Origin of the sequence: Streptomyces humi (assembly GCF_001005085.2) — a bacterium.
GTDB classification, from domain to species: domain Bacteria; phylum Actinomycetota; class Actinomycetes; order Streptomycetales; family Streptomycetaceae; genus Streptomyces; species Streptomyces humi.
In genome coordinates this window covers 32,840-55,979 of sequence record NZ_LBMU02000091.1, presented here as the reverse complement: position 1 = coordinate 55,979, position 23,140 = coordinate 32,840, and the positions used below count along the sequence as shown (strand labels likewise).

The following is a 23,140-nucleotide window of genomic DNA, read 5'->3' as shown; positions in this document are numbered from 1 at the left end:
GCCGCGCCCTGACCTTGCAAAGGGGAGTTGCATTCGTCCGACCTCCGAAGAACAGACAGGCCCACGGCAGGCGGCCGGCCTCGTCAACACACGTGATGGTGGGGGGTGTTGAGCCATGTGAGGTTCTGCGCGGGGCAGACGTTATTGGACCAGACCAATACCGTCAAGAGTGAGCCGAAGAGCTTCGGCCCGTACGACGGCTTCCCGTCCGGCAGGGCTGCCGCGGGTCCCGCCCATGGGGAACGGGGCGGCCACACGCGGGGTGACCGGCCCGGGTTTCGGTGTGCGCCGTGCCCCGGCGGGGTCTCAGGTGTCGTGGGTGACGGGCTCGGGGGCGGGGTCGAGGGCGTCGAGCACCGCGTCGCCGTGCGCCCTTGCCCACTCGGTCAGCATGTGGATCGGGTCGATCAACGTCGCCCCGAGCGGCGTGAGTTCGTACTCGACGCGGGGCGGGGCCTCGGCGTAGGCGTGGCGGCGGACGAGTCCGTGCGCCTCGAGACGTCGGAGCGTCTGGGTCAGCACCTTGCGGGAGATGCCGCCGATCAGCCCGATCAGCTCGCCGTGGCGCACCGGCCCCCTGCTGAGGCCGTAGAGCACGACCACCGTCCACTTGTCGGCGATGAGTTCGACCGCCAGACGCGCCGGACAGTCGGCGAGGAAGGGATCGCCGGGACCGAAACCGCTCATGGCCCCAAGGTACCCGCGCCGCAGGCACCTGTTGGTTCCTGTCGGAAACCTAGCCTGAGTGGTCCCCCCTACCGAGCCTGGAGAGTCATGCGAGTCATCACCCAGCACACGCTCGGCGGTCCCGAGGTACTCACCCTCGTGGACGCCCCCGAGCCCCGGCCCCTCCCGAGCGAGGTCCTCGTCCGCGTCAGGGCGATCGGGCTGAACCCGCTGGAGGCACGCCTGCGTGCCGGCGAGTTCCCGCTGATCGGCCGGCCGCCGTTCGTCCTCGGCTGGGACATCAGCGGCGTCGTGGAGGAGGCGTCGGGGTCGTGGCGGTTCAGGCCCGGCGACGAGGTGTTCGGAATGCCGCTGTTCCCCCGGGCGGCGAACGGGTATGCCGAGGTCGTCTCGGCGCCGGCGTTGCACCTGGCACGCAAGCCGGCGTCGCTCTCGCACGTCGAGGCGTCGGCGCTGCCGATCGTCGGGCTGACCGCCTGGCAGGGTCTCGTCGACCTGGGTGGCGTGGGGAAGGGCGACCGTGTGCTCGTCCATGGCGGTGGTGGCGGGGTGGGTCACGTCGCGATCCAGATCGCGAAGGCGCTCGGCGCGTACGTGATCACGACCGCCGGCGGGAACCGGCGGGAGTTCGTCGAGGCGCTCGGCGCGGACGAGGTGATCGACTACACGGCGGTCGACTTCACCGAGGCGGTCCGCGACATCGACCTCGTGCTCGACACGATCGGCGGCGACACCGTCGAGCGGTCGCTCGGAGTGCTCCGGCCGGGCGGTCATCTGGTGACGGCGGTCGCCGAGGAGGACGCGGAACTCATCGCCAGGTACGAGGCGGCCGGCCTGCGCTTCAGCGGTATCGGGGTCGACCCGGATCCGGTCGCCCTGCGCGCTCTCGCCGACCTCGTCGAACAGGGCAGGCTCCGGGTCCACGTGCAGCGGACGTTCCCGTTCGAGCACGTCGCCGACGCGCACCGGCTGCTCGACGGCGGCCACCTCACGGGCAAGCTCGTCCTCACCGTGTAGAACACCGCGGGTGTCGAGGACGCCGACGACAGCAGCCGGGTGTCACCGGACGACAGCAGCCGGGTGCCCCGGAGGAAGCCGCGAACGGCCGATCCGCGTGCCCGCCGATCGACCGGGCGCCTGTCCGCTCGGTGCCCGGCCGTGGATCCGGAGCCGCCCGTGCGCGGCGCCGTGTCAGGCGCGGGCGGTGCCGTCCAGCGAGCGGAGCAGCGCGTGCTGGCGGCGAACCTGGTCACGTCCGCGGCCCGGCTCGCGTCGGCCCTCGTACTCGCTGGAGAGCCAGCCCTGCCAGTCGGCCGCGTGCAGGGTGGCGATGATGTCGTGCCAGGGGATGTGCAGGTCGGTGAGGTGGTCGTCGATCTCGAAGAACTTCGCCTGGATGAAGTGCACGTGCGGCAGGATCTCGGCGAGGTCGCCCATGGGGACGGCGAGGGGTTCGAGGAACGGCGGGCGCTTCTTGCCCTCGAAGCCCTCGTGGCCGTCGTCCACGGGCGCGGTCTGGAAGATTCCGGTGTCGATGAGCAGCTTGAAGTGGTCGCTGCCGGTCCGCTCGACGAAGTCGAGGTAGGCCTGCGTGACCGGGTGCTTGATCGGGGTGGGACTGTGGATCTCGGGGCAGATCACGATGTCGAGGTCGGCCGCGAGGTCGAGGACCCGCTCGACGGCCGGCTCCCAGAGGGGGTGCGGGTCGAGTTCGGGTGTGACGACTCCGAACTTCGGGCGCAGGGAGGTGAAGCCGAGCAGCTTGGCCAGGCGGAGGTCGCGTTCGAGCTGGGCGCTGCCTTCCTCGGCGGTCAGGTCGCGGTCGTGCCACATGGCGGTGTCGACCCACGCGCCGTAGTTGGTCGCGGTGAGTCCGTACTCGTCGAGAAGCCGGTGCCAGCCGTCGATCCACGCCGGGTCGGGGTGGGGATAACCGGGGATGTTGCCCTCGCCGAGGATCTCGATGCCGGTGGCACCGAGATCGGCGATGTCCGCCATGGCGTCCTCCAGCGTCATCGACGTGTAGAGGTCACCGGAGTAGCTGTAGAGCGAGACGCCGTGGCGCAGTCCGTGCGGGGTGCCGGTCCCCGGCACGATCGTGGCGGTGGTCGAGCAGCGGAACACCGACGGTCCGGCGATCTCGGGTATGTAGGGGCGGCGCAGCCGCACCGCGACCTCGACCTGGTGGACGCCCGCGCCGAGACCGCCCGGATGGTCGATGTGGAGCGTCGCGGTTTCGTCGAGCTGCCACCGTACGTCCGTGGAGGCGCGCAGTTCGGCGAGGGTGAAGGTGCGGCCCTGTAGCGTCCAGCGCTGCGCGTCGCGCGGAAACGCCCGGCCGTCGACGATCACGTCGGCGCCGTCGACGAGGCTGCCGGAGATTCCCCGGTAGTTGGGGTTGCGCAGGCGGAGCTGGAAGCCCGTGGCCCCGGAGCCGTCGGCCGTGTTGCGGAATCCGCGCTGCTGAATGATGGGGCGTTCGAGCATGGTCGTCCTTCGTCGTGAGGCTCCCTTCGCGGACGAGGTACGCCGCCGGCTGTCCGCCCTCTTCGACCCCGGCCGGCCCGGCCACCGCCGGGTGGCCCCGATGCCCCTGGCCGTCACCCCGCGTCCCGACGGCGCCCACACCTGGAGCGGCACCGACGTCGTCCTGGGCGCGGCCGCACGGGACGAACGCGTCGAGATCGCCGACCGCTGTCTGTGTCTGCGCGTCGTCCTGGACGGCGGCACCGTGACCGGAGTCGTGGTGAAGGACCTGACCACCGGCGCGGAACGCGACATCGCCGCGCGGGCGGTCGTGGTGGCGGCGGACGCCCTGCGCACCCCGCAGCTGCTCCACGCCTCCGGGGTCCGGCCGGCCGCACTCGGCCGCTATCTCAACGACCAGCCCCAGATCGTCCATGCCGTCCGGCTGCCGGACGAGGTCGTGGCCGCACACCGGGCCGTCACGGGCCGCACCCGCGACGAGGACGGCGCCATCGTGCCCCAGAGCGGCGTGAGCTGGGTGCCGTACACCGACGCACAGCCCTTCCACGGCCAGGTGATGCAACTCGACGCGTCGCCCGTCCCGCTCGCCGACGGCGCCGGCACCGAACCCGGCGCCGTCGTCGGACTGGGCTGGTTCTGCGCCAAGGACGTGAACGCCGACGACCGTGTCGAGTTCACCGACGGCGCGACCGACGCCTACGGCCTGCCGGACATGCGGATCCACTACCGCTACACCGACGACGACCTGGCCACCATCGAAGAGGCCAAGAAGGCGGTCACCGAAGCGGGAGCCGCTCTGGGCATTCCCCTCGGCGACGCTCCCGTCCTGCTGCCCGCGGGCAGTTCACTGCACTACCAGGGCACCACACGCATGGGCCCGGTGGACGACGGCACCAGCGTCTGCGACAGTCACAGCCGGGTCTGGGGCACCCGGGGGTTGTGGGTCGCCGGCAACAACGTCATCCCCACCGCGACCGCCTGCAATCCCACTCTGACGTCCGTCGCCCTCGCGGTCCGGGGTGCCCGCGCACTGCTGGCGCATCTCGCCCCGGCGACCGGACGCACACCGGTGTCTCCGGCGTAGGGCGTGGTCCGGCCCCGCTGCTCGCCGTCCTGGGCAGGAGCGGTCGGGCCGGCGCCGGCCTGTCGCGGGGGCTGTGCCCGTGCCGGGCGGGGGCCGGCCGTCGGCTCCTGCCCGGCTTGTGTGCGAGGGCTCCGTCAGGACGCGGTGGGTGGGAGTGCGGAGTGGAAGGTCCAGTGGCCGGAGCCGGTCTCGTAGACGGTCTCGGTGGGCGTGGCGCGGAGCGGCCGGGCTCCGGCGGGGGCGGTGGCGTGGCCGTCGGCGGCGGGCACGTGGATCTCGGCGGTGCTGCCGGCCGGCACGTCGACGGTGAGGCGGAAGGTGTCGCCGGTGCGGGTCCAGTCGGTGCGGGCCAGTCCGTAAGGGGTGCGGTACGAGCCGGTCGCGGAGGTCAGGTCGCCTTCCACCGCCGGGTCGACGAGGAGTTCGCGGTAGCCGACGGAGTCGGCGGTCTGGCCGAGGCCCGCGACGCGGCCGGTGAACCAGGAGTCGATCGCGCCGAGCATGAAGTGGTTCTGCGACTGGCCGGTGCCGCCGTCCCAGGATTCCCCGAGGGTGGTGTTGCCGGCGAGCACCTGGTAGCCGTAGCTGGGGCTGGTGGTCCGGGTGGCGATCCGGTGGACGATGTCGTCGCGGCCGGCCGAGGACAGCACCCGGAACGCGGACGGCAGGGAGATCTCGCCGAGTTGGAGGTGGTAGTCGGCGGCCTCGACGGACGACGTGAAGTGGGCCAGCAGCCGGTCCTTCTCCCCCGCCGGGTAGGCGCCCATGTCGAGGGCGAGGGCCTCGGCGCCCTGCCCGCCGCCGCCGAACGTACCGGTGGCTGTGTCGTAGTACTTCGCGGCGAGGGCCTGTGCGGAGGTGTCGGCCTCCGTGCGGTATCCGGCGGCGGCGGTGTCGTCGCCGAGGACGGCGGCGATCCGGGACAGGGCGTCGACGACGCGCCAGTAGCCGTAGGTGCCGGCGACCGCGCGGGGGAAGGTGCGGTCCGGGGTGAACCAGTCGCCCAGGCCGTAGTCGAGGATGCCTGCCGATACCTGGGTCTTCAGGAAGGCCGCGTACTGGCGCATCCGCGGGTAGTAGGTGCGCAGGGTGTCGCGGTCGCCGTAGGTGGTGTAGAGCTGCCAGGGCACCAGGACGAACGAGCCGCCCCAGTTGGAGTCGTTGCGGTAGGCGCCGGGCAGGCTGGTGTATTCGGGGACGGTGCTCGGGATCAGGCCGTCGGCGGTCTGGGCGTCGGCCATGTCACGGACGATCTTGCGCAGGTAGGCCTGCATGTCGTAGTTGGCGGCGAGGGCCGGGAAGACGAGCTGGTCCTGTTCGAGCCAGCCGAGCTTCTCCCGGCTGGGGCAGTCGGTGAGGACGCTCATCATGTTGCCCTCGATCGCCCGGCGGATGATGCCGTGGATGCCGTTGATCAGCGGGTCGGAGCTGGTGAAGTCGCCGGCGGAGTTGTTGTCGGTGCGCAGCACCAGGCCGCGTACCGAGACCGTCGCGGTGCCGGGCAGGCCCTTCAGTTCCAGGTAACGGAAGCCGTGGTAGCTGAAGGTGGGGTGCCAGGTGGCGGTGCGGCTGTCGCGTGTGGTGTAACTGTCCCACAGGGGTGCGCCGACGTTGCTGACGGACTGGAAGGCGTGCCCGTCCTTGAGGCTTTCGGCCGGGTAGACGCGGATCTCCGTGCCGGCGCGCGCGCTGACGGTGATCTCCGGCCAGCCGGCGATGTTGCGCCCGAGGTCGAAGACGCGGCTGCCGGTGGCGCCCGCGACCTCCTTGCCGGTGAGGGTCTGGACGACCCGGATCGGCTCGGTCTCTCGGGCGCTGAGTGCGGCGGGGGCGTCGGCGGTGCCGGGGGCGGCGACGGTGACCGCGTGGTCCCAGGTGCGGTGGTCGCCCTTCGGGTCGTCCCAGTGCGCGATCTCGCGGCGGGCGTCGTAGTCCTCGCCGCCGTACCAGTTGCTCGAGGTGGTGGGGCCGAGCGTGGTGCGCCAGCCGTCGCCGCTGCTCACGACGCGGCGGCTGCCGTCGGCGAGGGTGATCTCCAGCTGGGCGACGAGCTTGGGATCACTGATGTTCCCGTAGAGCTTGCGGTAGCGGTCGGCGGTGCTGACGACGTCGGACATGCCGTTGCCGAGGGCGACGCCGAGGGTGTTGGCGCCGGTGCGCAGCCGGCCGGTGACGTCGTAGGTGGCGTACTGGACGCGGTCGCGGTAGTCGGTGTTGGCGGGTTCCAGTACCGCGTCCCCGACGGGTTCACCGTTGAGGGTGGCGTCGTAGATGCCGAGTCCGGCGATGTAGAGGCGGGCGCTGCGGATGCCGTGCGGGAGGGTGAAGTCGTCGGCGAGCAGCGGGAGTCCGGCGGGCAGGTAGGGCTTCGGGGGCTGCTGGCCGGTGACCTGGGTGAGGGGGGTGAAGGGTCCGGTGGCGGCGTCGGCCGCCGAAAGGGCGTAGTCCACGGGGAAGTTCGGGACCTTGCCGTCGTCGGTGAGGACGTCGGCGCGCGGGTAGAGGGCCACCTGGTCGAAGGTCTTCGCCGACTTGAGGTCGAGGGTGAGGGTGACCGGGGTGGCCGAGGTGTCGGCGGAGGTGTGGGCGGCGCTGGAGTAGCCGGCGGCCGTTTGCAGGGCGCTGTTGGTCAGTCCGTCGACGGCGAGGGCGGGCTCGTAGGTCTTGCGGATCGTGTAGGTCTCGGAGGCGGTGACGGCGGCGCCCTTGGCGAGTCCGGTCGTCCCGGACTGCGCGTCCCGTACGTCGATCTCGCCGAGTTGGAGGCGCCAGGTGCGGGCGTCGACGCTCTCCTCGAGGGGCAGGCCGAGGCGGGTGACGTCGAGGCGGAGGTAACGGGCCGTGGTGCGGGGCACCTTGACGACGACGGGCTCGGTCTCCCTTTCGCTGAGCCGCCATTCGGGGTGGGTGATCCACTGGGCCTGCCAGTCGTCGGCCTTGGTCAGGCCGGTCTCGAAGGCCGCCGGGGCGCTCCAGTCGGAGGTGCGGTGCGCGCCGGACCACAGCTGGACCCGCCAGTAGACGCGGGTGCGGGAGCCGAGGGCACGGCCCGCGTAGGTGGTCTCCGGAACGGCGGAGGCGATCTTCCCTGAGTCCCAGAGGTCCGGGCGGCCGGAGCGCAGCCGGTCGGGCGAGGTGGCGGCCTGGACGCGGTAGGCGCTCTGGAGGGTGTTCGCGGTGCGGGCGGTGGTTGCCCAGCTGAGGTCGGGGGTGGTGTCGTCGATACCGAGGGCCTGGTCCAGGTGCTGGGTGCGCAGGTGGACCGGGGTGAGCGGGCCGGTGGTCGCGGCGGCGGCCGGGACGGTGGCGGACACGGCGGTGACGAGGGCGGTGAGTGTGGCGGACAGCAGGGCGGCGAGGCGCCGGCCGCCGGCGCGGGGTCCGGAACGGGGCATGGCGGTCCTTCCTGGCGGGGCGGGATCGTCAGACGCGGTCGAGGTCGACGGTCACGCGGCGCTTGAAGCGCAGGGTGACCGGGCCGAGCAGGCCCGACGGCAGGGGCTTGTTGCGTTCGTTGGAGAGGGTGTTGGCGATCCGTACGGCGACGCGGTTGCGTCCGGGGACGAGCAGTCCGGTGACGTCGCTGACGAAGGGCGCCCACAGCAGCGGGGGGAGGGCCGTGCCGTTGACGGTCACCTGGGCGACGTCCCGGACGTCCCCGAGGTCGAGCAGGACCCGCCGGCCGTCGAGGGTCGCGCCGTCCACGTCGAGGTCCCTGGTGTAGGTGCCGCTGCCGGAGAAGAGCGGGGCGTACGACGTCCAGCTGCCGGGCGGTCCGGTGACCGGGGTGTCCGCCTCCCGGTCCAGGGTGAGCGTCCAGTCGCCGGTGACCGGCACCGGGGTGAGCGGGTCGTCGACGCGGACCGTGCCCTGGTAGGCGCGGCTGCCGTCGGTGCCGCCGAGAGGGTGGCTGCCGGGCTCCGCCGTCTCGACGGTGGCCCGCAGGACGCGGCCGTGCCGCTCGACGGCCAGCACGTCGACCGGGGCGGCGGTGAGGTGCGGCGGAACCGACTCGTGCGCGCGGACGACGACGATCCGGGTCTCGTACGGTGCGAAGGTCAGCGGCACCAGGAGGCCCCGTCTGCCCGTGCGGTGGAGCGGGGCCGGTCCGGTCTCGCCGGTGGTCGGGTCCCACAGTTCCGGTACGCCGTCGGCGGGCAGTACCGCGGTGGTCGTCACGGCGGTGCCGCTCTCGTTGTTGAAGAGGAAGGCGGTGTCGTCGCCCCGGGTGACGCGCAGGGCGCGGATCGAGTCCTGGGCTGGTTCCAGGACGGCCGCTGCGGCTCCCGCGTCGTGCGCCGCGCCGCCCAGACCGCCGGCGTCGGCCACGCGAACGGCGCGGCCCCGGCCCAGGGCGCGGCTGCCCGGGGTGGTGTCGGGGAACAGGTCGTGCAGGGCGCGGGTGAGGGAGCGGTCGTCGGCGTCCGCCTCGTCGGCGGGCAGCGTGCCCACGGCCACCACCGTGCCGCCCGCCCTGACGAAGGCGTCCAGTGCGCGGACGGTCGCGGTGTCCAGGGTCGGTGTCTCGGGCAGGACGACCAGGTCGTAGCGGGCCTCTCCCACAGCGAGCCTGCCGTCGCGCACCCGGGCGTGGGCCAGCAGGTCCGGGTCTCCGGTGAGGGCGCCCTCGTGGAGGAGGTCGAAGTCGACCTGGGCGCGTTCCAGGGCGTAGGCGGCGTCGCTCAGCGCTCCGTCGACCGTGCCCTGCTTGTCGGTACCGGTCCACTGCTCGGCGGCCCGCTGCGGCTGGAGCAGCGCGGTACGGGCGGCGGACGTGCCGCGGGCCGCCTCCATGACCCGGCCGATCCACTCGGCGAGCGGCCGCATCGACCACCACCAGGGGGCGCGGGGCCCGAAGGGCGGCGGGAAGTAGACGACGGTCTCGTCGGTCCACAGGGCGTGCAGGACGGTCAGGTTGACGCCGCGGGCGGCCTGGGCGCCGACGGTCGCGTGCACGAAGCCGGGGGTGACCTGCCAGCCCATGTTGCCGAACATCTCCATCAGGGTCCGTTCCCGGCCCATCTGGTGGGCGACCGAGACCGGGTTGCGGGGCAGCATGGTCTGCTGGCCCGCCACGTACTCGGCGGTGATGATGTCGCCGCCGGGCACCTGCGCCCACTGGTTGACCTTGTGCAGGTCACCGGTGCTGGGGACGCGTTTGGCGGGGGCCGTCTCGTCGTAGAGCGGATTGGTGATGAGGGCGACCCCGCGCTGTGCGCACCACTCCCCCTGGGCGCGGAAGTAGCGCGCGAACCGGTTGGAGACCGCCTGCCAGTAACGGCCCCGCGCGATACGGCCGTCACGGCCGAGGTCGTCGGAGGCGGCGGCGTAGGCGACACCGGGTGCGACGCCGACGTCGCGCAGGGCGCGGTCGAGCGTCGGCGACCACGGCAGCCGTTTGAAGTGGGCCTCGGCGGAGGCGAAGAACGGCTCGTCGTCCCAGAAGCCGGGGATGACGGTCCCGAACCAGCGGTGGAAGCGCCGGTGGTACTCGCCGGGGACGATGTCGAGGAAGAGCCGCACGGGTTCGTCGTCCAGGAGGTCGACGTAACTGCGGCTGTAGCCCTGGGTGTCGTCGACGAGCGGGACACCACCGAACAGGTCGAGCTGCCAACGGCCCTCGGGGACCTGCCAGTCGGCGTTCTTCGTCAGCCGGTCGGTGAGGTCGACGACGGCGGACGCGTCCGTGGTGCCCACCGGGCGCGCGGCGGCGGCGACGGCCTCGACGGCGAGGGCGGCCCGCTCGGGGAAGTCACCGGCGGCGGCCGGGTCGTCGAAGGCCGTCGTGTACAGGGTGCTGCCGTCGGGCGCGGTGACGGCGAGGCTGTCGAACAGGCCGCGCTCGTCGCCGACCGCGCGCACCCCGACCCCGCCGGCGGGGTGGGCGCCGTCCGTGACCGTGCCCTTGGCCCGGCCGTCGAGGGTGACGGTGAGGGTGGTCCCGCTGACGGTGACGACGAGGGTGTGGTACTTGGTCTTGTTGAAGCCGTCGGTGCGGGTGCTGCGCAGCAGTTCCACGGGGTCCGCGCCGCGGGCCAGCCTCAGTACGGTGACCACACCGGTCTGGTCGAAGGTGACGGCGTAGCCGTCGAGGCCGTCGGCGGCGGCGCGGACGACCAGTCCGGCGGCGGTGTGGTCGGCCTTGGCGCTCGCGGTGACGGTCAGGTCGGTCCAGTGGTCGCCGCCGCGCAGCACGGTGGCGCCGGCCAGCACGGCGGCGTCGGCGACCAGGTGCCCGGCCTCCACCCCCACGCCAGTGCTGCGGCGGAGGTCGGCGCGGATCGGCCCCTCGACCACCGTGGTGGACCGCCACAGCGCCTTGAGCCGCAGGTCGGGGCGGGGCTGGTAGGTCCGGGAGCCGACCGTGCCACCCTTCACGATGAACTCGCCGGCCCGGCCGCTCGGGAAGTGGTCGTCGTTGAACAGCCACACGCGCATGCCGGTGCGTTCCGCGGTCCGCAGCACGTGCTCGACGATGTCGAACCATTCCTCGGTGAAGAAGACGGGCCGCATGGCGTCGTTGTCGAAGGAGAAGAGGATCACCTCGTACATGCCCTTGTCCCGCAGGTCGGCCAGTTGGCGGTCGACCAGGTCGGGGGTGACGGGCCCGTTCCAGTACCAGTAGACGGTGGGGCGGCTGTCCTTGGGCGGGTCGGAGAAGTGGCGGGCGGTGAAGGCGGCGGAGGTGGTGGCCAGGGTGGTGGCCGGGTGCTCCGGCGCGGCGGAGGCCGGCTGCGGTACGGCGATACCGAAGCCGGTCAGCCCGGTGGCGAGGGCTGCGCCGGCCCCGGCCGCGGCGACGAATCCGCGTCTGGACAGGGGGACTTCGGGGGTGGGTTCGGACATGCGGGTGCTCCAGCGGATGCGAGGGGACGTGCAGGTGGACGCGGAGACGGGGATGACGATGGAGGTGGCGATGGGAGGGGCGATGGAGGTGGCGGGTGAGCTTCGGCGGTGGACCGTCAGGCCGCGGCGAGCCGGGCCACTTCGGCCGCCGTGAGAGCGCGGTTGTGCACCCGCAGATCGCGTACGGCACCCTTCAGGTAGGGGTGCGTGGTGTTCTGCGAACGGCCCAGGTACGAGCGGGTGGTCACGCCGAGCAGCAACGGGCTCGCGACCATCGCCGGGTTGCGGCCGCTCTCGGTGCCGTCGAGGTAGAGCACCCCGGTACCGCCGGCCAGGGTGAGTGCCACATGGGTCCAGCTGCCCACCGGCAGGGGTCCGGCGGCGTCGATGTAGTCCTCCCGTTCCATCCCCATGATCTTCAGCGCGGCCCGGGCACGGCCCGCTCCGGTGGTGGCGGCGAGGAAGAGGTAGGTGTCCTTGTGGTAGCCGAAGTCGAAGACGCGCGCTGAGGCCGCGAGGGCGTCGACCCGTACCCGTACGCTGATCGTCAGTTCGTCCAGGCCCGTCAACAGGCCTGCGGGCAAGGCGACATGGCCTCCGGTGCCGTTCAGCCGGACGGCTGGTCCGGTCCCGTCGTCGGCCCAGTCCGCACCGCCGTCGAGGGCGGCGTCGGCGAACCGGCCGGTGGCGTCGGCGGGGGTGCCGGTGCCCTCGTCCAGTGGGTAGCGGGCGACGTCTCGGGCGCGGCCGGGGCGTGGGGACACCGCCCAGTACACGTTGTAGCGCTGGTGCTGGACCTCGTGGAACGGCCGCAGGGCCACCGGGTCGCCGTCGGCGAGTGCGGTGAACCGGCTGGTGGTGCCGGTGACCGGGCGCAGCGACGTGGGCGCGATGGTCGGGATGGTCGCGAGCTCGGTGTCACCGTATGCGCCGGCCAGCACCAGGGGGCCGTACGACAGCGTTGTCACCTGCGGGTTGTCCGGGGCCGGGGTCCACACGGGCCGCCTGGGCAGGGTGAGTTCGACGGTGTCGCCGGTGCGCCAGGTCCGCTCGACCGCCGTGTAGGCGCCGGGGCGGACGCGGGCGGTGACCTGACGGCCGTTGACCTTGAGCAGGGCGTCCCGGCCGGTGTCGGCGACCCAGCCGGGAATCCGGATGTGCAGGGCGAAGTGCCCCCGGCCGGCGGTGACGGTGAGCCGTGTGTGTCCCTCGGCGGGATACCGGGTCTCCTGACGGACGATCACCTCTTGGCGCCTCCAGTGGACTTCGGACGGGATGAAGAGGTTGACGTAGAGGGCGGGGGAACGCGGGTCGTCGGCGCGGAAGTAGACGGAGTCGGCGAACTTGGTGTGCGTCTCCAGTCCGGTGCCGTGGTCGCAGGAGAAGTTGTCGTAGTCCCCGCTGTAGCTGCCGGGAGCGGAGCCGAGGCCGCCCTTCGGCTCGCGCCGGGAACCGGCCCACAGACCGGTGTAGTAGGTGACGAACCCGTGTGCGGAGTCGGGGTCCTGCTCGCCCAGCATCTGGTTGTAGAGGGTCCACTCGTAGTGGTCCATGTAGGCCGACCGGCCGGGGCGGTGCAGGAAGAGCTGCCGGCCGAGCTTGAGCATGTTGTAGCTGTTGCAGTTCTCGCAGGTGACCTCGGACAGTCTGCTGACGATCTCGTCCGGCGGTCCGAAGAGTTCCTGGTTGGAGTTGCCGCCGATGGCGTAGGAATGGTGCCGCACCACGGCCGCCCAGAACGTGTCGGCGATGTCCAGGTAGCGGCCCTCACCGGTGGCCTCGTAGGAGGGCACGGTTCCGACGATCTTGGCGATCTCGGTGTTGGCGTGCCGCCCGGCCAGTTCGTCGCGCCCGGCGGCGAGTGGCGCGTACAGGTCCTCGTGGTCGAAGCGGCGGGCGGTGCGCAGGTGCGCCGGGTCACCGGTCACCAGGTAGAGCCGCATGAGCACGTCGTTCATACCGCCGAACTCGACCTTGAGCAGGTTCTGCATGCGCTCGTAGGAGAGTGGCGCCGTGCGCGCGTCGGCCCATGCGGCCAGCTGCCGCAGCACGTCGAGGGCTTGCGCGTTCCCGGCGAGCCGGTACTGGTCGAGCAGACCGGCCATGATCTTGTGCAGGGTGTAGTACGGCGCCCAGGGTTTGCCGCCGGCCTCCAGCTGGTCGAAGACCGATTCCGGGAAGGCCGACAGGTAGCCGGGGGTGAACCCGGCGGCGGAGGCGGCGCGTTGGCACTCGGCGAGCGCGGCGACGAGGGCGCGGCCCTTGTCGGCGTACACCGTGTCCCCGGTGTTGGCGTACGCCTGAGCGAGGGCGCTGAGCAGATGTCCGGTGGTGTGGCCGCGCAGTTGGACGGTGGGGGCCTCCCAGCCGCCGCAGGGTTCGGCGGTGGACGCCAGGCCGACGTTGAGGCGGAAGGTGTGCAGCAGCCGGTCGAGGTCGACGAAGAGGAGATAGGCGCAGGTGCGGCGCATGTTGGCGAGGAAGGGGCTCTCGAGGAGCCGGACGTCGGCGAGGTCGAAGGCGGCGAGCGCGGGACCCCCGGCGGCGGGGGCAGCGGTGATTCCGCCTCCGGCTGCGGCACGGGCGGTGACAGCGGGGCTGATCGCGGTGGTGGCCGCCGCCGCGGCAGAGGCGGTGACCAGTAGCCGACGGCGGGACGGGCCGGAGGTGTCGCGAGGTGCGGGCAACGTACGGAACTCCCTCGGCAGGATTGAATCGTTTTACGATGCAGGCGCTGACGCTAAGGTCGGTCATGGCAAGCGTCAAGGCTTCTCACATGTATTGATCGAGCCACGCCTGCCGGAATGCGTGACATCGCAGGTGGGGATGGATGGTTCAGCCTGCCGAGCGGCCGGGATCGGGAACGAGGTGCCGCCGGAAGACCCGGGAGGAGAGAATTGAAACGTTCAATTCCCTGGCGGCGGCTGTTGCCGGTTCAGGTCGAACGAGGGCCGCGCGTGAGGGGCGGTGCCTGCCGACCGTGGCGTGCGAGGGAGACGACAACGGCCCCGCCTACCGAAGGGGTGCGCGTCAAAAAGATGCGGGTCCGCCCGCATCATGCGGACGGACCCGTGATCGAGCGCCGGGCAGGCCTTGCACCTGCATCTCCCCACAGGAAGCGGGGCGTCTTTCCTTGGACCACCAACGCGCGTCCGGCACACCGATAGTTCGGCGACCGGCTCAAGATCCATCATAGCCCATAGCCCATAGCCCATAGCCCAAGGCCAGAGGCCGCAGGCCAAAGGCCCATCGCCCATCGCCCATCGCCCATCGCCCATCGACCGAGTGACTTCCGCCGCGCCTACCGCGCGGGGCCCTTGAGGCGGAAGCGGGGGTGGGGTGCGGTACGGCCGGTGGCCAGGTCCGCCGCCAGTGCGCCGATGAGCGGGGTGAACTTGGCGCCGTGACCGGAGCACGGGGAGACGACGACGAACGGACCGTGCCGGTCCAGGACGAAGTCCTCGTCGGGCGTGCTGGTGTAGAGACAGGTGGCCTCTGCCACCGGATCCGGGTCGAGGCCGGGCAGCCGGTCACTGACGAAGGCGCTCACCCTGCTCCGGGACGACGCGTCGACGATCCCGCTGCGGGTACGGGCGGTGGTGGGCGTGCCCCGGTCGTGCTCGGCGACCTTCACCGCGGGAGACGGGCCTCCGTCGGTCCCGGACGGCAGCCCGTAGAGTTGCAGCTCCCCGTCCCAGACCAGGGTGGGCCACCGAACCTCGGGATCGCGCTGGCGGAAGTGGAAGACCTGCTGCTGGGTCACCCGCAACGAGGGCAGGGGAACGGGCAGTTGAAGCTCGGGCAGCCAGGCCCCGGCGGCGATCACCACCGTGTCGGCGAGGATCTCCCGGTCCTCGCCCGCCCGCAGCAGCACCCGCCCGTCGGCCTGGACGTCGATACCGGTGACCCGGGCACCGAGCACCACCTCAGCCCCGTGCTCCGCCGCTCGCCGCACACACACTCGCACGGTGGCGTCCGCGTCGACCACGCCGGCGTCCGGGTGGTACAGCACCGGTCCCGTGACACGGATGTGCGGCCAGCGTTCCGCCGCGGCCCGCGCGCCGAGGAGTTCATGGGGAACCCCGGCCGCGTCGAGCAGCGCGGCCATCGCCTGCGGGTCCAGACGCTCGCCCATGTCCAACCCACCGGTCTTGCGCAGCAGGCCGGTGGAACTGTCGTCCTCCAGTTCCCGCCACTGCTCCTCGGCCTGCCCGGTCAGCCGGACGTAGAAGGGGTCGCCGTAGGCCCGTCGGAAGATCCGTGAGCTGCCGTGCGAGCTGCCGTGCCGGTGCCCGATGTCGTACGCCTCGACCAGGGTGACCTCATGGCCACGGCGCGCCAGCTGCCAGGCGGTGGCCGCACCCATGAGGCCGGCGCCGACGACGGTGATCACAGTCCCTCCTCAGGAACCCGGTTGGTACCCGCTAGCGGGACGCGGACCATGGCCGCGGACTCGATGGTAGATGCAACCGGATTTTCCGGTGGCACGGGCGTCGGTGGGCCGAAGGCGCCCCAAGCCGCCCTTGCTCGTTGAAGCTTCACATTCGTTACGGTTTCATCACCTCGACTTCATGAGTCTTACATCTTTCTCACCTTCCCCGTTACGGTCATCCCTCCACGAACGTCTCAGGGGGACGCATGTCGTACAACCAACCGCCGCCGTCGGACTCTTCGGGCTGGAACCAGGTGCCGCCACCGCCTCCGCTCCCGCCCCGGCCGGCCGGCCGGCGGCCCGAAGTGGGCGCGCAAGAGGGTCGTCATTCCCGCGGCTGTTCTCATCCTCTTCCTGGGGGTGGGGATCGGTTCCTCCGGCAGCGACCAGAAGACGGCCGCTGACGCCAAGCCGGCGCCGCGCGTCACCGTCACCGAAACCGCCAAGGGCGAGGCTGAGCCGGCTCCGACAGTGACCGTCACGAAGACCGCGAAGGCCAAGGCGGCCAAGGCGACACCGAAGAAGACGAAGGACACGACGACTGCGACGGCGGCCGACCAGGTGGTGTTCAAGGTGTGGGGCAGCGCCCCGGCCGGTACGGACATCACCTACGGCAGTGACACCGACAACCTCCAGGGCTCCGGCCTGCCGATGACGAAGACGCTGAAACTCACCGACGACGCCATGTACTTCCAGGTAACCGCGCAGCTTCAGGGCGGCGGCGACATCCACTGCTCCGTGACCGTGGAAGGGCAGACGAAGAAGGGTCACGCGGCCGGCGGATACAACATCTGCTCCGCGCAGCTCAGCAGCGACTTCTTCGGCGGTTGGAACTAGACGCAGCGGAACGGGCGCTCACCGCGCCGCCGCGGCGGCGCGGTGAGCGCTCGTTCGTGTGACGACCCGGCGGCACGGCCTCGCGTTTTCCCACGCCTGCTCTACCGTGTCCGCCTGAACAGGTACTACTCAGGGGGAATCAGTGCGATCCCGCGCAATCAGTGCCACCTTGCTGTGGGTGGCGGCCATCAGCGTCACCGCATGCGAACCTGCCGACACCAACAGCTCGGGAAAGAACCCCGTCGCGACGACCGCACCGGCCAGGACGACCGGCAGTCCCGCCGACGACCCCAAGGACGCCGGTGTCGCCGGTGTCGCCGGTGTCGTGAGCAAGACGGTGCCGAACTTCGTCGGCATGGGGCTCCAGTCGGCGCAGGACAGCGCCCAGCAGGACGGCTTCTACGTCCTCAAGTCGCATGACGCGCTCGGCCGGGACCGGATGCAGGCGTTCGACCGCAACTGGAAGGTGTGTTCCCAGAACATCGCCGCGGGCAGGACCGTCCCTACGGACACCACCCTGGATTTCGGGACGGTGAAGCTGGAGGAGACCTGCCCGGCGAAGGACGAGAAGCCCCCGTCCGCGGAGGGCGGAAAGCTTCCCGACTTCAAGGGGAACTCGGTGAAGGCCGCGCGCGCGGCCCTCGATCCGAGTACGTCCTTCAGCGTGAAGGACGCCTCGCCGGAGGCGCGATGGGTGCTCGTCGAGTCCAACTGGGAGGTCTGCACCCAGTCCCCCAGGGCGGGCACCGCGATCGACGGGCAGCCGGTGTCGGTCACCGCGGTGAAGTTCGGCGAGACCTGCCCTTAGCCGCCCCGAAACGCCCTGCCCTCCGCGGAGGGCGGGGCGCTCACGGTCAGGCCGCCGGTGCGAAGGCCGTGATGGCGTCGGCGAGGTCGGCCGGGGCTTCCAGCGGGATCAGGTGTCCGGTGCGCGGGATCACCACGAAGTCGGCTCGGGGAAGATACGGCACCAGGTTGCTACGGAGCACATCGGCAGGCTCGACCTGGTCGTTCTCTCCGGCGATCACGAGGGAGGGAACGCCGATCATGCGCGTGTGCTCGGTGATGTCCTGCGCGATGCCGCGCAGCGGCCACTCCGTGCGGGCGGCCTCGGAGACGGTCCGCGAGTCGGTCACGATCCGCGCCTTGACCGACGCGGCCAACTCGGTCGCGGTGAGGATGTGGTCCCGTGCCCCGGCGACGGACTCGGGAGAGTCGTAGGCGTGGGAAAGAGCTGCCCGGTACTCGTCGGTGATCTGCGCGGCGGGCTTCGCCGGACCGGAGCCGACCAGGACGATGCCGCGCAGGCCGGCGGGCCTGGTGGCCGCGACCAGCTGCGCGACCTTGCCGCCCATCGAGTGCCCCACCAGGACGTATTCGGTGACGCCCGCGTCGGCCAGCACGGCAAGCGTGTCGTCGGCGAGCTGACCGAGCGTGTAGGGGCCGGGCAGACCGCTCGACCGGCTCCACCCACGGAAGTCGACCGTGAGGGTGTCACGGTCCGCGAGGCGGCCGACGACGAGGTCCCAGGTCCGGGCCGAACCACCCCAGTAGTGCAGGAACACCAGGGTCGGGCCGGCCCCGGTCCGGTGGTCGTAAGCGGGCATCTGCGTCTGCTGCGTCGTGTTCACAGTGGGCTCTTCCGGTCGGTGTGCTGGGCGGTCGCCCCTTGTCTTTCAGTGAACTCGCCGGGCCCCTTCGAGGCATCGGCGCGACTGGTCGACGGATGGTGAAAAATGGACTCGTGCGTGTGATCCGGCAGATGACCTACCAGCCCGCGGAGCACCGCGCCGCCGCGGTCGAGACGATGACGTTCGACCGCCTTCGCGAGCTGAACGACGGCGGTACGCAGCGCGCCGACTTCCATGTCCTCGCCGTCGTCGACGCCGGGCACGGCACGGTCACGGTGGACTTCCTCCACCACCCGCTCGAGGAGCGGTCCGCGGTGTGGATTCCACCCGGCGCCGTACACCGGTGGGACGACATCGCCGGTGTGGCCGGCCACCTGGTGCTGTTCGTGCCGACCGCGCCGGTCACGCACGCCACCCGTGAGCTCGTCGCGTCACCGGACCTCGTCGCGCACTGGAGGCTCCCCGACGCCGACTGGCCCTTCGTCGAAACGGCGCGCGACCATCTGCTCCTGGAGGCGTCCGCCCCGCCCGGGAACGCCCCGGCGGAGCTGCCCCGGATCCTGCTCTCCGCGCTCATCGCCCGGCTGCGGCCACCGCACGCCCAGGCGGGGTTCACGCACCCGGTGTTCCCGCTGTTCCGCGCCAGTGTCGAAGCGCACTTCCGGGAACATCACGCGGCCGGCTACTACGCCCGTACCCTGGGATACGCGCCCCGTACCCTTTCTCGAGCGGTGCAGCAGGTCACCGGCCGCACGGCGAAGGCGTACATCGTCGACCGGATCGTCCTGGAGGCGAAACGGCTCCTTGCGCACGACGGCCTCACCGCGGCTCGCTGCGCCACCACGCTCGGCTTCCCCGACGCCTCGAACTTCTCGGTGTTCTTCCGCAAGGCGACAGGCATGCGCCCGGGTGCGTGGCAGGCGGCGGTGACGGTAGCGTGATCGGCGTGACGGCTGACGATGCGGCGGCGGAGGGTGCAGCCCTGGTCGGCGGCATGATGAACGTGGGCGCGGTGTTCCGCCACGGTGCCCTGGTGGAACGCCCGGCGCCGCCCACCGCGCGCGCCCTGCATGCCCATCTCCGCGCGCTCGGCGAGCACGGGTTCGACGGGGCTCCGAGGCCGATCCGTCTTACGGCGGACGGCCGGGAGCAGCTGACCTTCGTCCCGGGCGACGTCGCTCTGCCGCCGTTTCCGCGCTGGGTGATGTCCGAGAGCGCGCTGCGATCGGTGGGAGGACTGCTGCGGCGGCTGCACAATGCCGCCAGGGCCGTCACCGTCGACCCGTCCGTCGAGTGGCCCCGCTCCCTCGCCGACCCGGAGGGAGGGACGATGCTGTGCCACAACGACGTCTGCCCGGAGAACGTCGTCTTCCGCGACGGCCGTGCCGTGGCGCTGATCGATTTCGATCTGGCGGCTCCCGGCCGCGCGGTGTGGGACGTCGCCATGACCGCCCGCTACTGGGTTCCCATGCTCGATCCCACGTCCGCGGCAGTTCGCCATCCAGCGGGGCTGGATGCCCGGGCACGGCTGCGGATCCTCGCCGACGGTTACGGCCTCTCCCGGCAGGAGCGCGCTGAACTGCCCGGTGTCGTCGAACAGGCCACCGCGTCCTGCCGGGCCTTCGTCGCCGACCGGGTGGCCGAGGGTGACCCCGGCTACCTGCGGGCGCTGTCCGAGGGTGGTGGCTGGCAGCGCTGGGACCGCATCCAGGAGTGGCTGGCGGTCCGTCGCGAGTCCTTCACGGCTGCCCTGTTGAGCTGAGGGGCTGCGTCTGATGACCGCGCCACCGCGGGCACGGCACCGCTGTTCGTCCGCGACAGCGACCTCGTCGTCACCCTCCCCGAAGCCGTCGGCCGGCCGGCAGCCGCTCCTGCCCCGCGTCAGGGCAGCCGCCGGCCGGCCGGGTCAGCGGTGTCGTCGGTCAACTCATGCCGTCAGCCGGGGGGTCGGGCTTCTCTTCGGGGAGGGGCCCGGTGCCGGTGACGATGTGGCGGATCGTTTCCAGCGGGAGCTTGGGCGAACCGTCCGGGTAGAGCAGGCCGTTGGTCTCCTGGGCGGTGTCCATGAACTGCGTGTAGCAGAAACCCGCGACGATCGGGCTGGTGTGCAGGACCTTGAAGATGTCGCCGAGCAGGGCGGCGTACTGGGTGTCGGAGCTGGTGCGCGTGTAGGAGAACTCGTCCTCCTCGGCGCCCACGGACAGCCCGCCGAACTCGGTGACCATGAGCGGGGCTTCACCGGCTCGGTAGCGCTCCGTCTGTCGTGCGGTGAGGGAGAGGACGCGTCCGGCCGGGCCCGGTGAGGCGAGCAGCGCCTCGAACCCGTCGGTGTCTCCGTAACGGCGGGTGAGCAGCTCGGGGTCGGAGGAGTAGTCGTGCACGCCCATGATGTCGCTGTCGGTGTGCTCCCAGCCCTCGTTGGACATGACCGGACGGGTCGGGTCCAGGGCACGGGTCAGGTTCGCGAGGGCGACCGTGTAGGCCTGCTGTGCTGGGGAGTTGGCGATGTCGGAGCAGCCCCAGCTCTCGTTGACCGGCACCCAGGTGACGATCGAGGGGTGGCTGCGGTCGCGCCGGACCAGGTCCAGCCATTCACGGGTGAGCAGTTCGACGGCCTCGGTGCCGTACTCGTACGCGGCGCCGGTCTCGCCCCACACCAACAGGCCCAGCCGGTCGGCCCAGTACAGGAAGCGGGGGTCCTCGGCCTTCTGGTGGACACGGACCGCGTTGAAGCCCATCGCCTTGATCAGTTCGACCTCGCGGCGCAGTTCGGCGGTGCCGGAGTTCGCGATCAGGGTGTCGGGCCGGTAGCCCTGGTTGAGTACTGAACGTACGTAGTAGGGGCGGTCGTTGAGGAGGAAGGCGCCACGGCCGACGCCGGCGCTGCGCAGGCCGACGTAGCTGTCGACGGTGTCGAGCACCTCGGAGGTGGCCGCGTCGCGGACGGTCACCCGCGCGTCGATCAGGGTGGGCCGCTCGGGGCTCCACAGCAGGTCCTCGCGGTCGATGCCGTTGCGCAGGGCGGGGACGACGAGGTCGACGCGGCTGCGCGGGGTGCGGACCGAGGTGACGGACTCGGCGAGGGTCTCGCCGTCGTGGGTCAGGACGATCTCCACGGTCACCGGGGCGGCCGGCACCGAGGCCAGGGTGATCTCGGCCTCGACGCCCCGTGCCGGGTCGGGGATCCAGGCCAGGTCGGTGAGGTGCTGGGCGGCGACGGTCTCGGTCCACACGGTCTGCCAGATGCCGGTGGTCCGCTCGTACCAGACCGCGTGCGGCCGGTCCTGCCAGTCCTGCTTGCCGCGCGGCTGTGCCAGGTCGGCCGGGTCGTCCTCGGCACGTACGACGAGCACGTGTTCGTCGGCGCCGGGGCGCAGCGCGTCGGTCACGTCGGCGGTGAACGGCGTCTGGCCGCCGGCGTGTTCGGTGACCAGCCGGCCGTCCAGCCAGACCCTGGCCCGGTGGTCGACGGCACCGAAGTGCACCAGCGCCCGCTCGCCGCCGCTGACGGCGAGTACCTCGTGGGGTATCCGGCGGCGGTACCAGACCACCGCGTGCGCCGCGGTCTCGCCGATGCCGGAGGCGGGGGCCTCGGGTGGGAACGGGACGGTGATCTCCCGGTCGAACGCACCCGTCGTCCCCTCGGAGAACCACTCCTCGCGCTCGCCCTCACGGGCGTCGTCGTACCCGAACTCCCAGACGCCGTCGAGGCTGTGCCACCGTTCCCGGCGCAGGATCGGCCTCGGATACGTCCCGTCCTGCTCGCTCGCCCTCACGGATCCTCCTCCTGCCCTTTTCCGGAATTCCCGGCATGGGCGTTTACGCGTTCGAAGCCCTGCCATCATGAGTGATCTTTTGCATCGATGCAAGACTCGGGTGGGGCACGAGGACGAGGTCGCGGCTCACCGGTGCGGCAGACTCTGAGGGCCGTCGGGAGCCCGATGGAGGTCACCCGGCGGGCGCCGGTGGCGGCAGGACGGGAAGGGAGGCCCCAGTGGCCAGAGTGCGGATGCGGGACGTGGCCGAGCACGCCGGGGTGTCGGTGCGGACGGTGTCGAACGTGGTCAGCGGCTATCCGCACGTCAGCCCGGACACCCGCGCCAGGGTGCAGCGCTCGCTCGACGAGCTGGGCTACCGCATGGACTACCTGGCCCGCGGCCTGCGTTCGGGCCGCACCGGGTTCATCGCGCTGGCGGTGCCGTTCGTCGCCGAGCCCTACTTCGCCGAGCTGGCCCAGGCCGTCATCCGGGCCGCGGGACGGCGCGGCATCACGGTGCTCGTCGAGTCGACCGCGGGCGACAGCGAGGTGGAGCGGCGGATCATCGAGGGCGGGCTGACCAACGTCGCCGACGGCGTACTGCTGAGCGCCCTGACCCTGCCGGCGGCCGACGTCGCCGCCAAGAAACCGGACTTTCCGCTGGTCATGCTGGGTGAGCACAGTGTCGGTGACCAGTTCCCGCGGGTCGGTATCGACAATGTCGCGGCCGCCCGCACCGCCGTCGAGCACCTGCTGGAGCAGGGCTGCCGCCGGATCGTCGCGCTCGGCCGCAACGGCAGCGAGAACGGCCGCCAGCGCACCGAGGGGTACGAGCAGGCGATGTCCGCGGCCCGGGTACGGCGGGTCAACTGGCTGGTCGTACCGGTCGAGGACTGGACCAGGGACCAGGGCCACGAGGCCGTGCGGGAGCTCCTGGAGGGCGACGGCCCGCTGCCGGACGCCGTCTTCGCCTTCAACGACGCGCTCGCCGTCGGTGCGCTCCGGGCTCTGGACGCCTCAGGGGTGCGGGTGCCCGAGGACGTGGCCGTCGTCGGCATCGACGCCATCCAGGAGTCCGCCTACACCCATCCGCCGCTCACGTCCATCGCCCCTGACCTCGACGCGATCGCCGAGCGCTCACTGGCCCTGCTGGAGGAGCAGATGCAGGCGCCAGGAGGTCCCGGCGAGGCCGCTCCCGGAGAGGACGCGCAGGCGGGAGCGGTCGTGGTGGCAGCCCAGGAGGCCACGCCGTACCGGCTGATCGTCCGGGAGTCCTCGCGCCGCGGGACCGCCCTGGAGTGACCGGGGGCCCGGCCGCGGCCTCGGGGACTTCTTCCCGGCGATCTATTGCATCGTTGCAAAACGTGTGCGAGGGTCTG

Annotated in this window: 15 protein-coding genes; 7 read left to right on the top strand and 8 right to left on the bottom strand. The window is 71.6% G+C overall.

Annotation, left to right across the window (positions count from 1 at the left end; all coding sequences use genetic code 11):
- Positions 1-306 precede the first annotated feature (306 nt).
- Positions 307-687, bottom strand: a complete 381-nt coding sequence (locus tag AAW13_RS36215; protein WP_046729697.1) for a winged helix-turn-helix transcriptional regulator — start codon at positions 685-687, stop codon at positions 307-309.
- Positions 688-774: 87 nt separating this feature from the next.
- On the opposite strand from AAW13_RS36215, the gene AAW13_RS36210 reads away from it, so the two are divergent.
- Positions 775-1,704, top strand: coding sequence for an NADP-dependent oxidoreductase (locus AAW13_RS36210; RefSeq protein ID WP_046729698.1), 930 nt, complete (start codon positions 775-777; stop codon positions 1,702-1,704).
- Positions 1,705-1,878: 174 nt separating this feature from the next.
- Here the strand turns inward: AAW13_RS36210 and AAW13_RS36205 are convergent, their stop codons facing one another.
- The gene (locus AAW13_RS36205; protein WP_046729699.1) at positions 1,879-3,174 is read right to left on the bottom strand and encodes a C-glycoside deglycosidase beta subunit domain-containing protein; all 1,296 of its coding nucleotides are present in this window, start codon (positions 3,172-3,174) and stop codon (positions 1,879-1,881) included.
- Here AAW13_RS36205 and AAW13_RS36200 point away from each other — a divergent pair.
- Positions 3,173-4,258 carry a GMC oxidoreductase gene (locus AAW13_RS36200; protein ID WP_052768557.1) on the top strand — a complete coding sequence of 362 codons (1,086 nt, stop codon included), beginning with the start codon at positions 3,173-3,175 and terminating at the stop codon, positions 4,256-4,258. The two genes, AAW13_RS36205 and AAW13_RS36200, sit on opposite strands and share 2 nt — an antisense overlap.
- A 134-nt stretch (positions 4,259-4,392) precedes the next feature.
- Here the strand turns inward: AAW13_RS36200 and AAW13_RS36195 are convergent, their stop codons facing one another.
- The 4 genes from AAW13_RS36195 to AAW13_RS36180 all read right to left on the bottom strand — a co-directional run bounded on the left by AAW13_RS36195 (position 4,393) and on the right by AAW13_RS36180 (position 15,497).
- Positions 4,393-7,653, bottom strand: a complete 3,261-nt coding sequence (locus AAW13_RS36195; protein WP_046729700.1) for a family 78 glycoside hydrolase catalytic domain — start codon at positions 7,651-7,653, stop codon at positions 4,393-4,395.
- A 28-nt stretch (positions 7,654-7,681) separates the two neighbouring features.
- Complete coding sequence (locus AAW13_RS36190; RefSeq protein ID WP_046729701.1) at positions 7,682-11,104, bottom strand: glycosyl hydrolase; 3,423 nt, start codon at positions 11,102-11,104, stop codon at positions 7,682-7,684.
- A 116-nt stretch (positions 11,105-11,220) separates the two neighbouring features.
- Entirely contained in the window at positions 11,221-13,791 is a 2,571-nt protein-coding gene (locus AAW13_RS36185; protein WP_046729702.1) for a glycoside hydrolase family 127 protein, read from the bottom strand.
- A gap of 614 nt (positions 13,792-14,405) precedes the next feature.
- Positions 14,406-15,497: an FAD-dependent oxidoreductase gene (locus AAW13_RS36180; RefSeq protein WP_046729703.1), complete on the bottom strand. Its 1,092-nt coding sequence runs from the start codon at positions 15,495-15,497 to the stop codon at positions 14,406-14,408.
- A gap of 399 nt (positions 15,498-15,896) precedes the next feature.
- On the opposite strand from AAW13_RS36180, the gene AAW13_RS36175 reads away from it, so the two are divergent.
- Positions 15,897-16,373, top strand: coding sequence for an MmpS family transport accessory protein (locus AAW13_RS36175; protein ID WP_240528836.1), 477 nt, complete (start codon positions 15,897-15,899; stop codon positions 16,371-16,373).
- 178 nt (positions 16,374-16,551) lie between these two features.
- The gene (locus tag AAW13_RS36170) at positions 16,552-17,181 is read left to right on the top strand and encodes a hypothetical protein (protein ID WP_338059077.1); all 630 of its coding nucleotides are present in this window, start codon (positions 16,552-16,554) and stop codon (positions 17,179-17,181) included.
- A 46-nt stretch (positions 17,182-17,227) separates the two neighbouring features.
- On the opposite strand, the gene AAW13_RS36165 is transcribed toward AAW13_RS36170, so the two are convergent.
- The gene (locus tag AAW13_RS36165) at positions 17,228-18,004 is read right to left on the bottom strand and encodes an alpha/beta fold hydrolase (protein ID WP_046729705.1); all 777 of its coding nucleotides are present in this window, start codon (positions 18,002-18,004) and stop codon (positions 17,228-17,230) included.
- 95 nt (positions 18,005-18,099) lie between these two features.
- Here AAW13_RS36165 and AAW13_RS36160 point away from each other — a divergent pair, with 95 nt between their 5' ends.
- Together AAW13_RS36160 and AAW13_RS36155 are read left to right on the top strand one after the other, a co-directional pair.
- On the top strand, positions 18,100-18,945 hold the full coding sequence (locus AAW13_RS36160; RefSeq protein ID WP_107483491.1) for a helix-turn-helix domain-containing protein: 846 nt from the start codon (positions 18,100-18,102) through the stop codon (positions 18,943-18,945).
- A 53-nt stretch (positions 18,946-18,998) separates the two neighbouring features.
- Positions 18,999-19,766 carry a phosphotransferase gene (locus tag AAW13_RS36155; protein WP_046729729.1) on the top strand — a complete coding sequence of 256 codons (768 nt, stop codon included), beginning with the start codon at positions 18,999-19,001 and terminating at the stop codon, positions 19,764-19,766.
- Positions 19,767-19,926: 160 nt separating this feature from the next.
- On the opposite strand, the gene AAW13_RS36150 is transcribed toward AAW13_RS36155, so the two are convergent.
- On the bottom strand, positions 19,927-21,780 hold the full coding sequence (locus tag AAW13_RS36150) for a glycoside hydrolase family 2 protein (RefSeq protein ID WP_046729707.1): 1,854 nt from the start codon (positions 21,778-21,780) through the stop codon (positions 19,927-19,929).
- Between the two features lie 233 nt (positions 21,781-22,013).
- Here AAW13_RS36150 and AAW13_RS36145 point away from each other — a divergent pair, with 233 nt between their 5' ends.
- The gene (locus AAW13_RS36145; RefSeq protein WP_046729708.1) at positions 22,014-23,063 is read left to right on the top strand and encodes a LacI family DNA-binding transcriptional regulator; all 1,050 of its coding nucleotides are present in this window, start codon (positions 22,014-22,016) and stop codon (positions 23,061-23,063) included.
- The last annotated feature ends 77 nt before the right edge of the window (positions 23,064-23,140 follow it).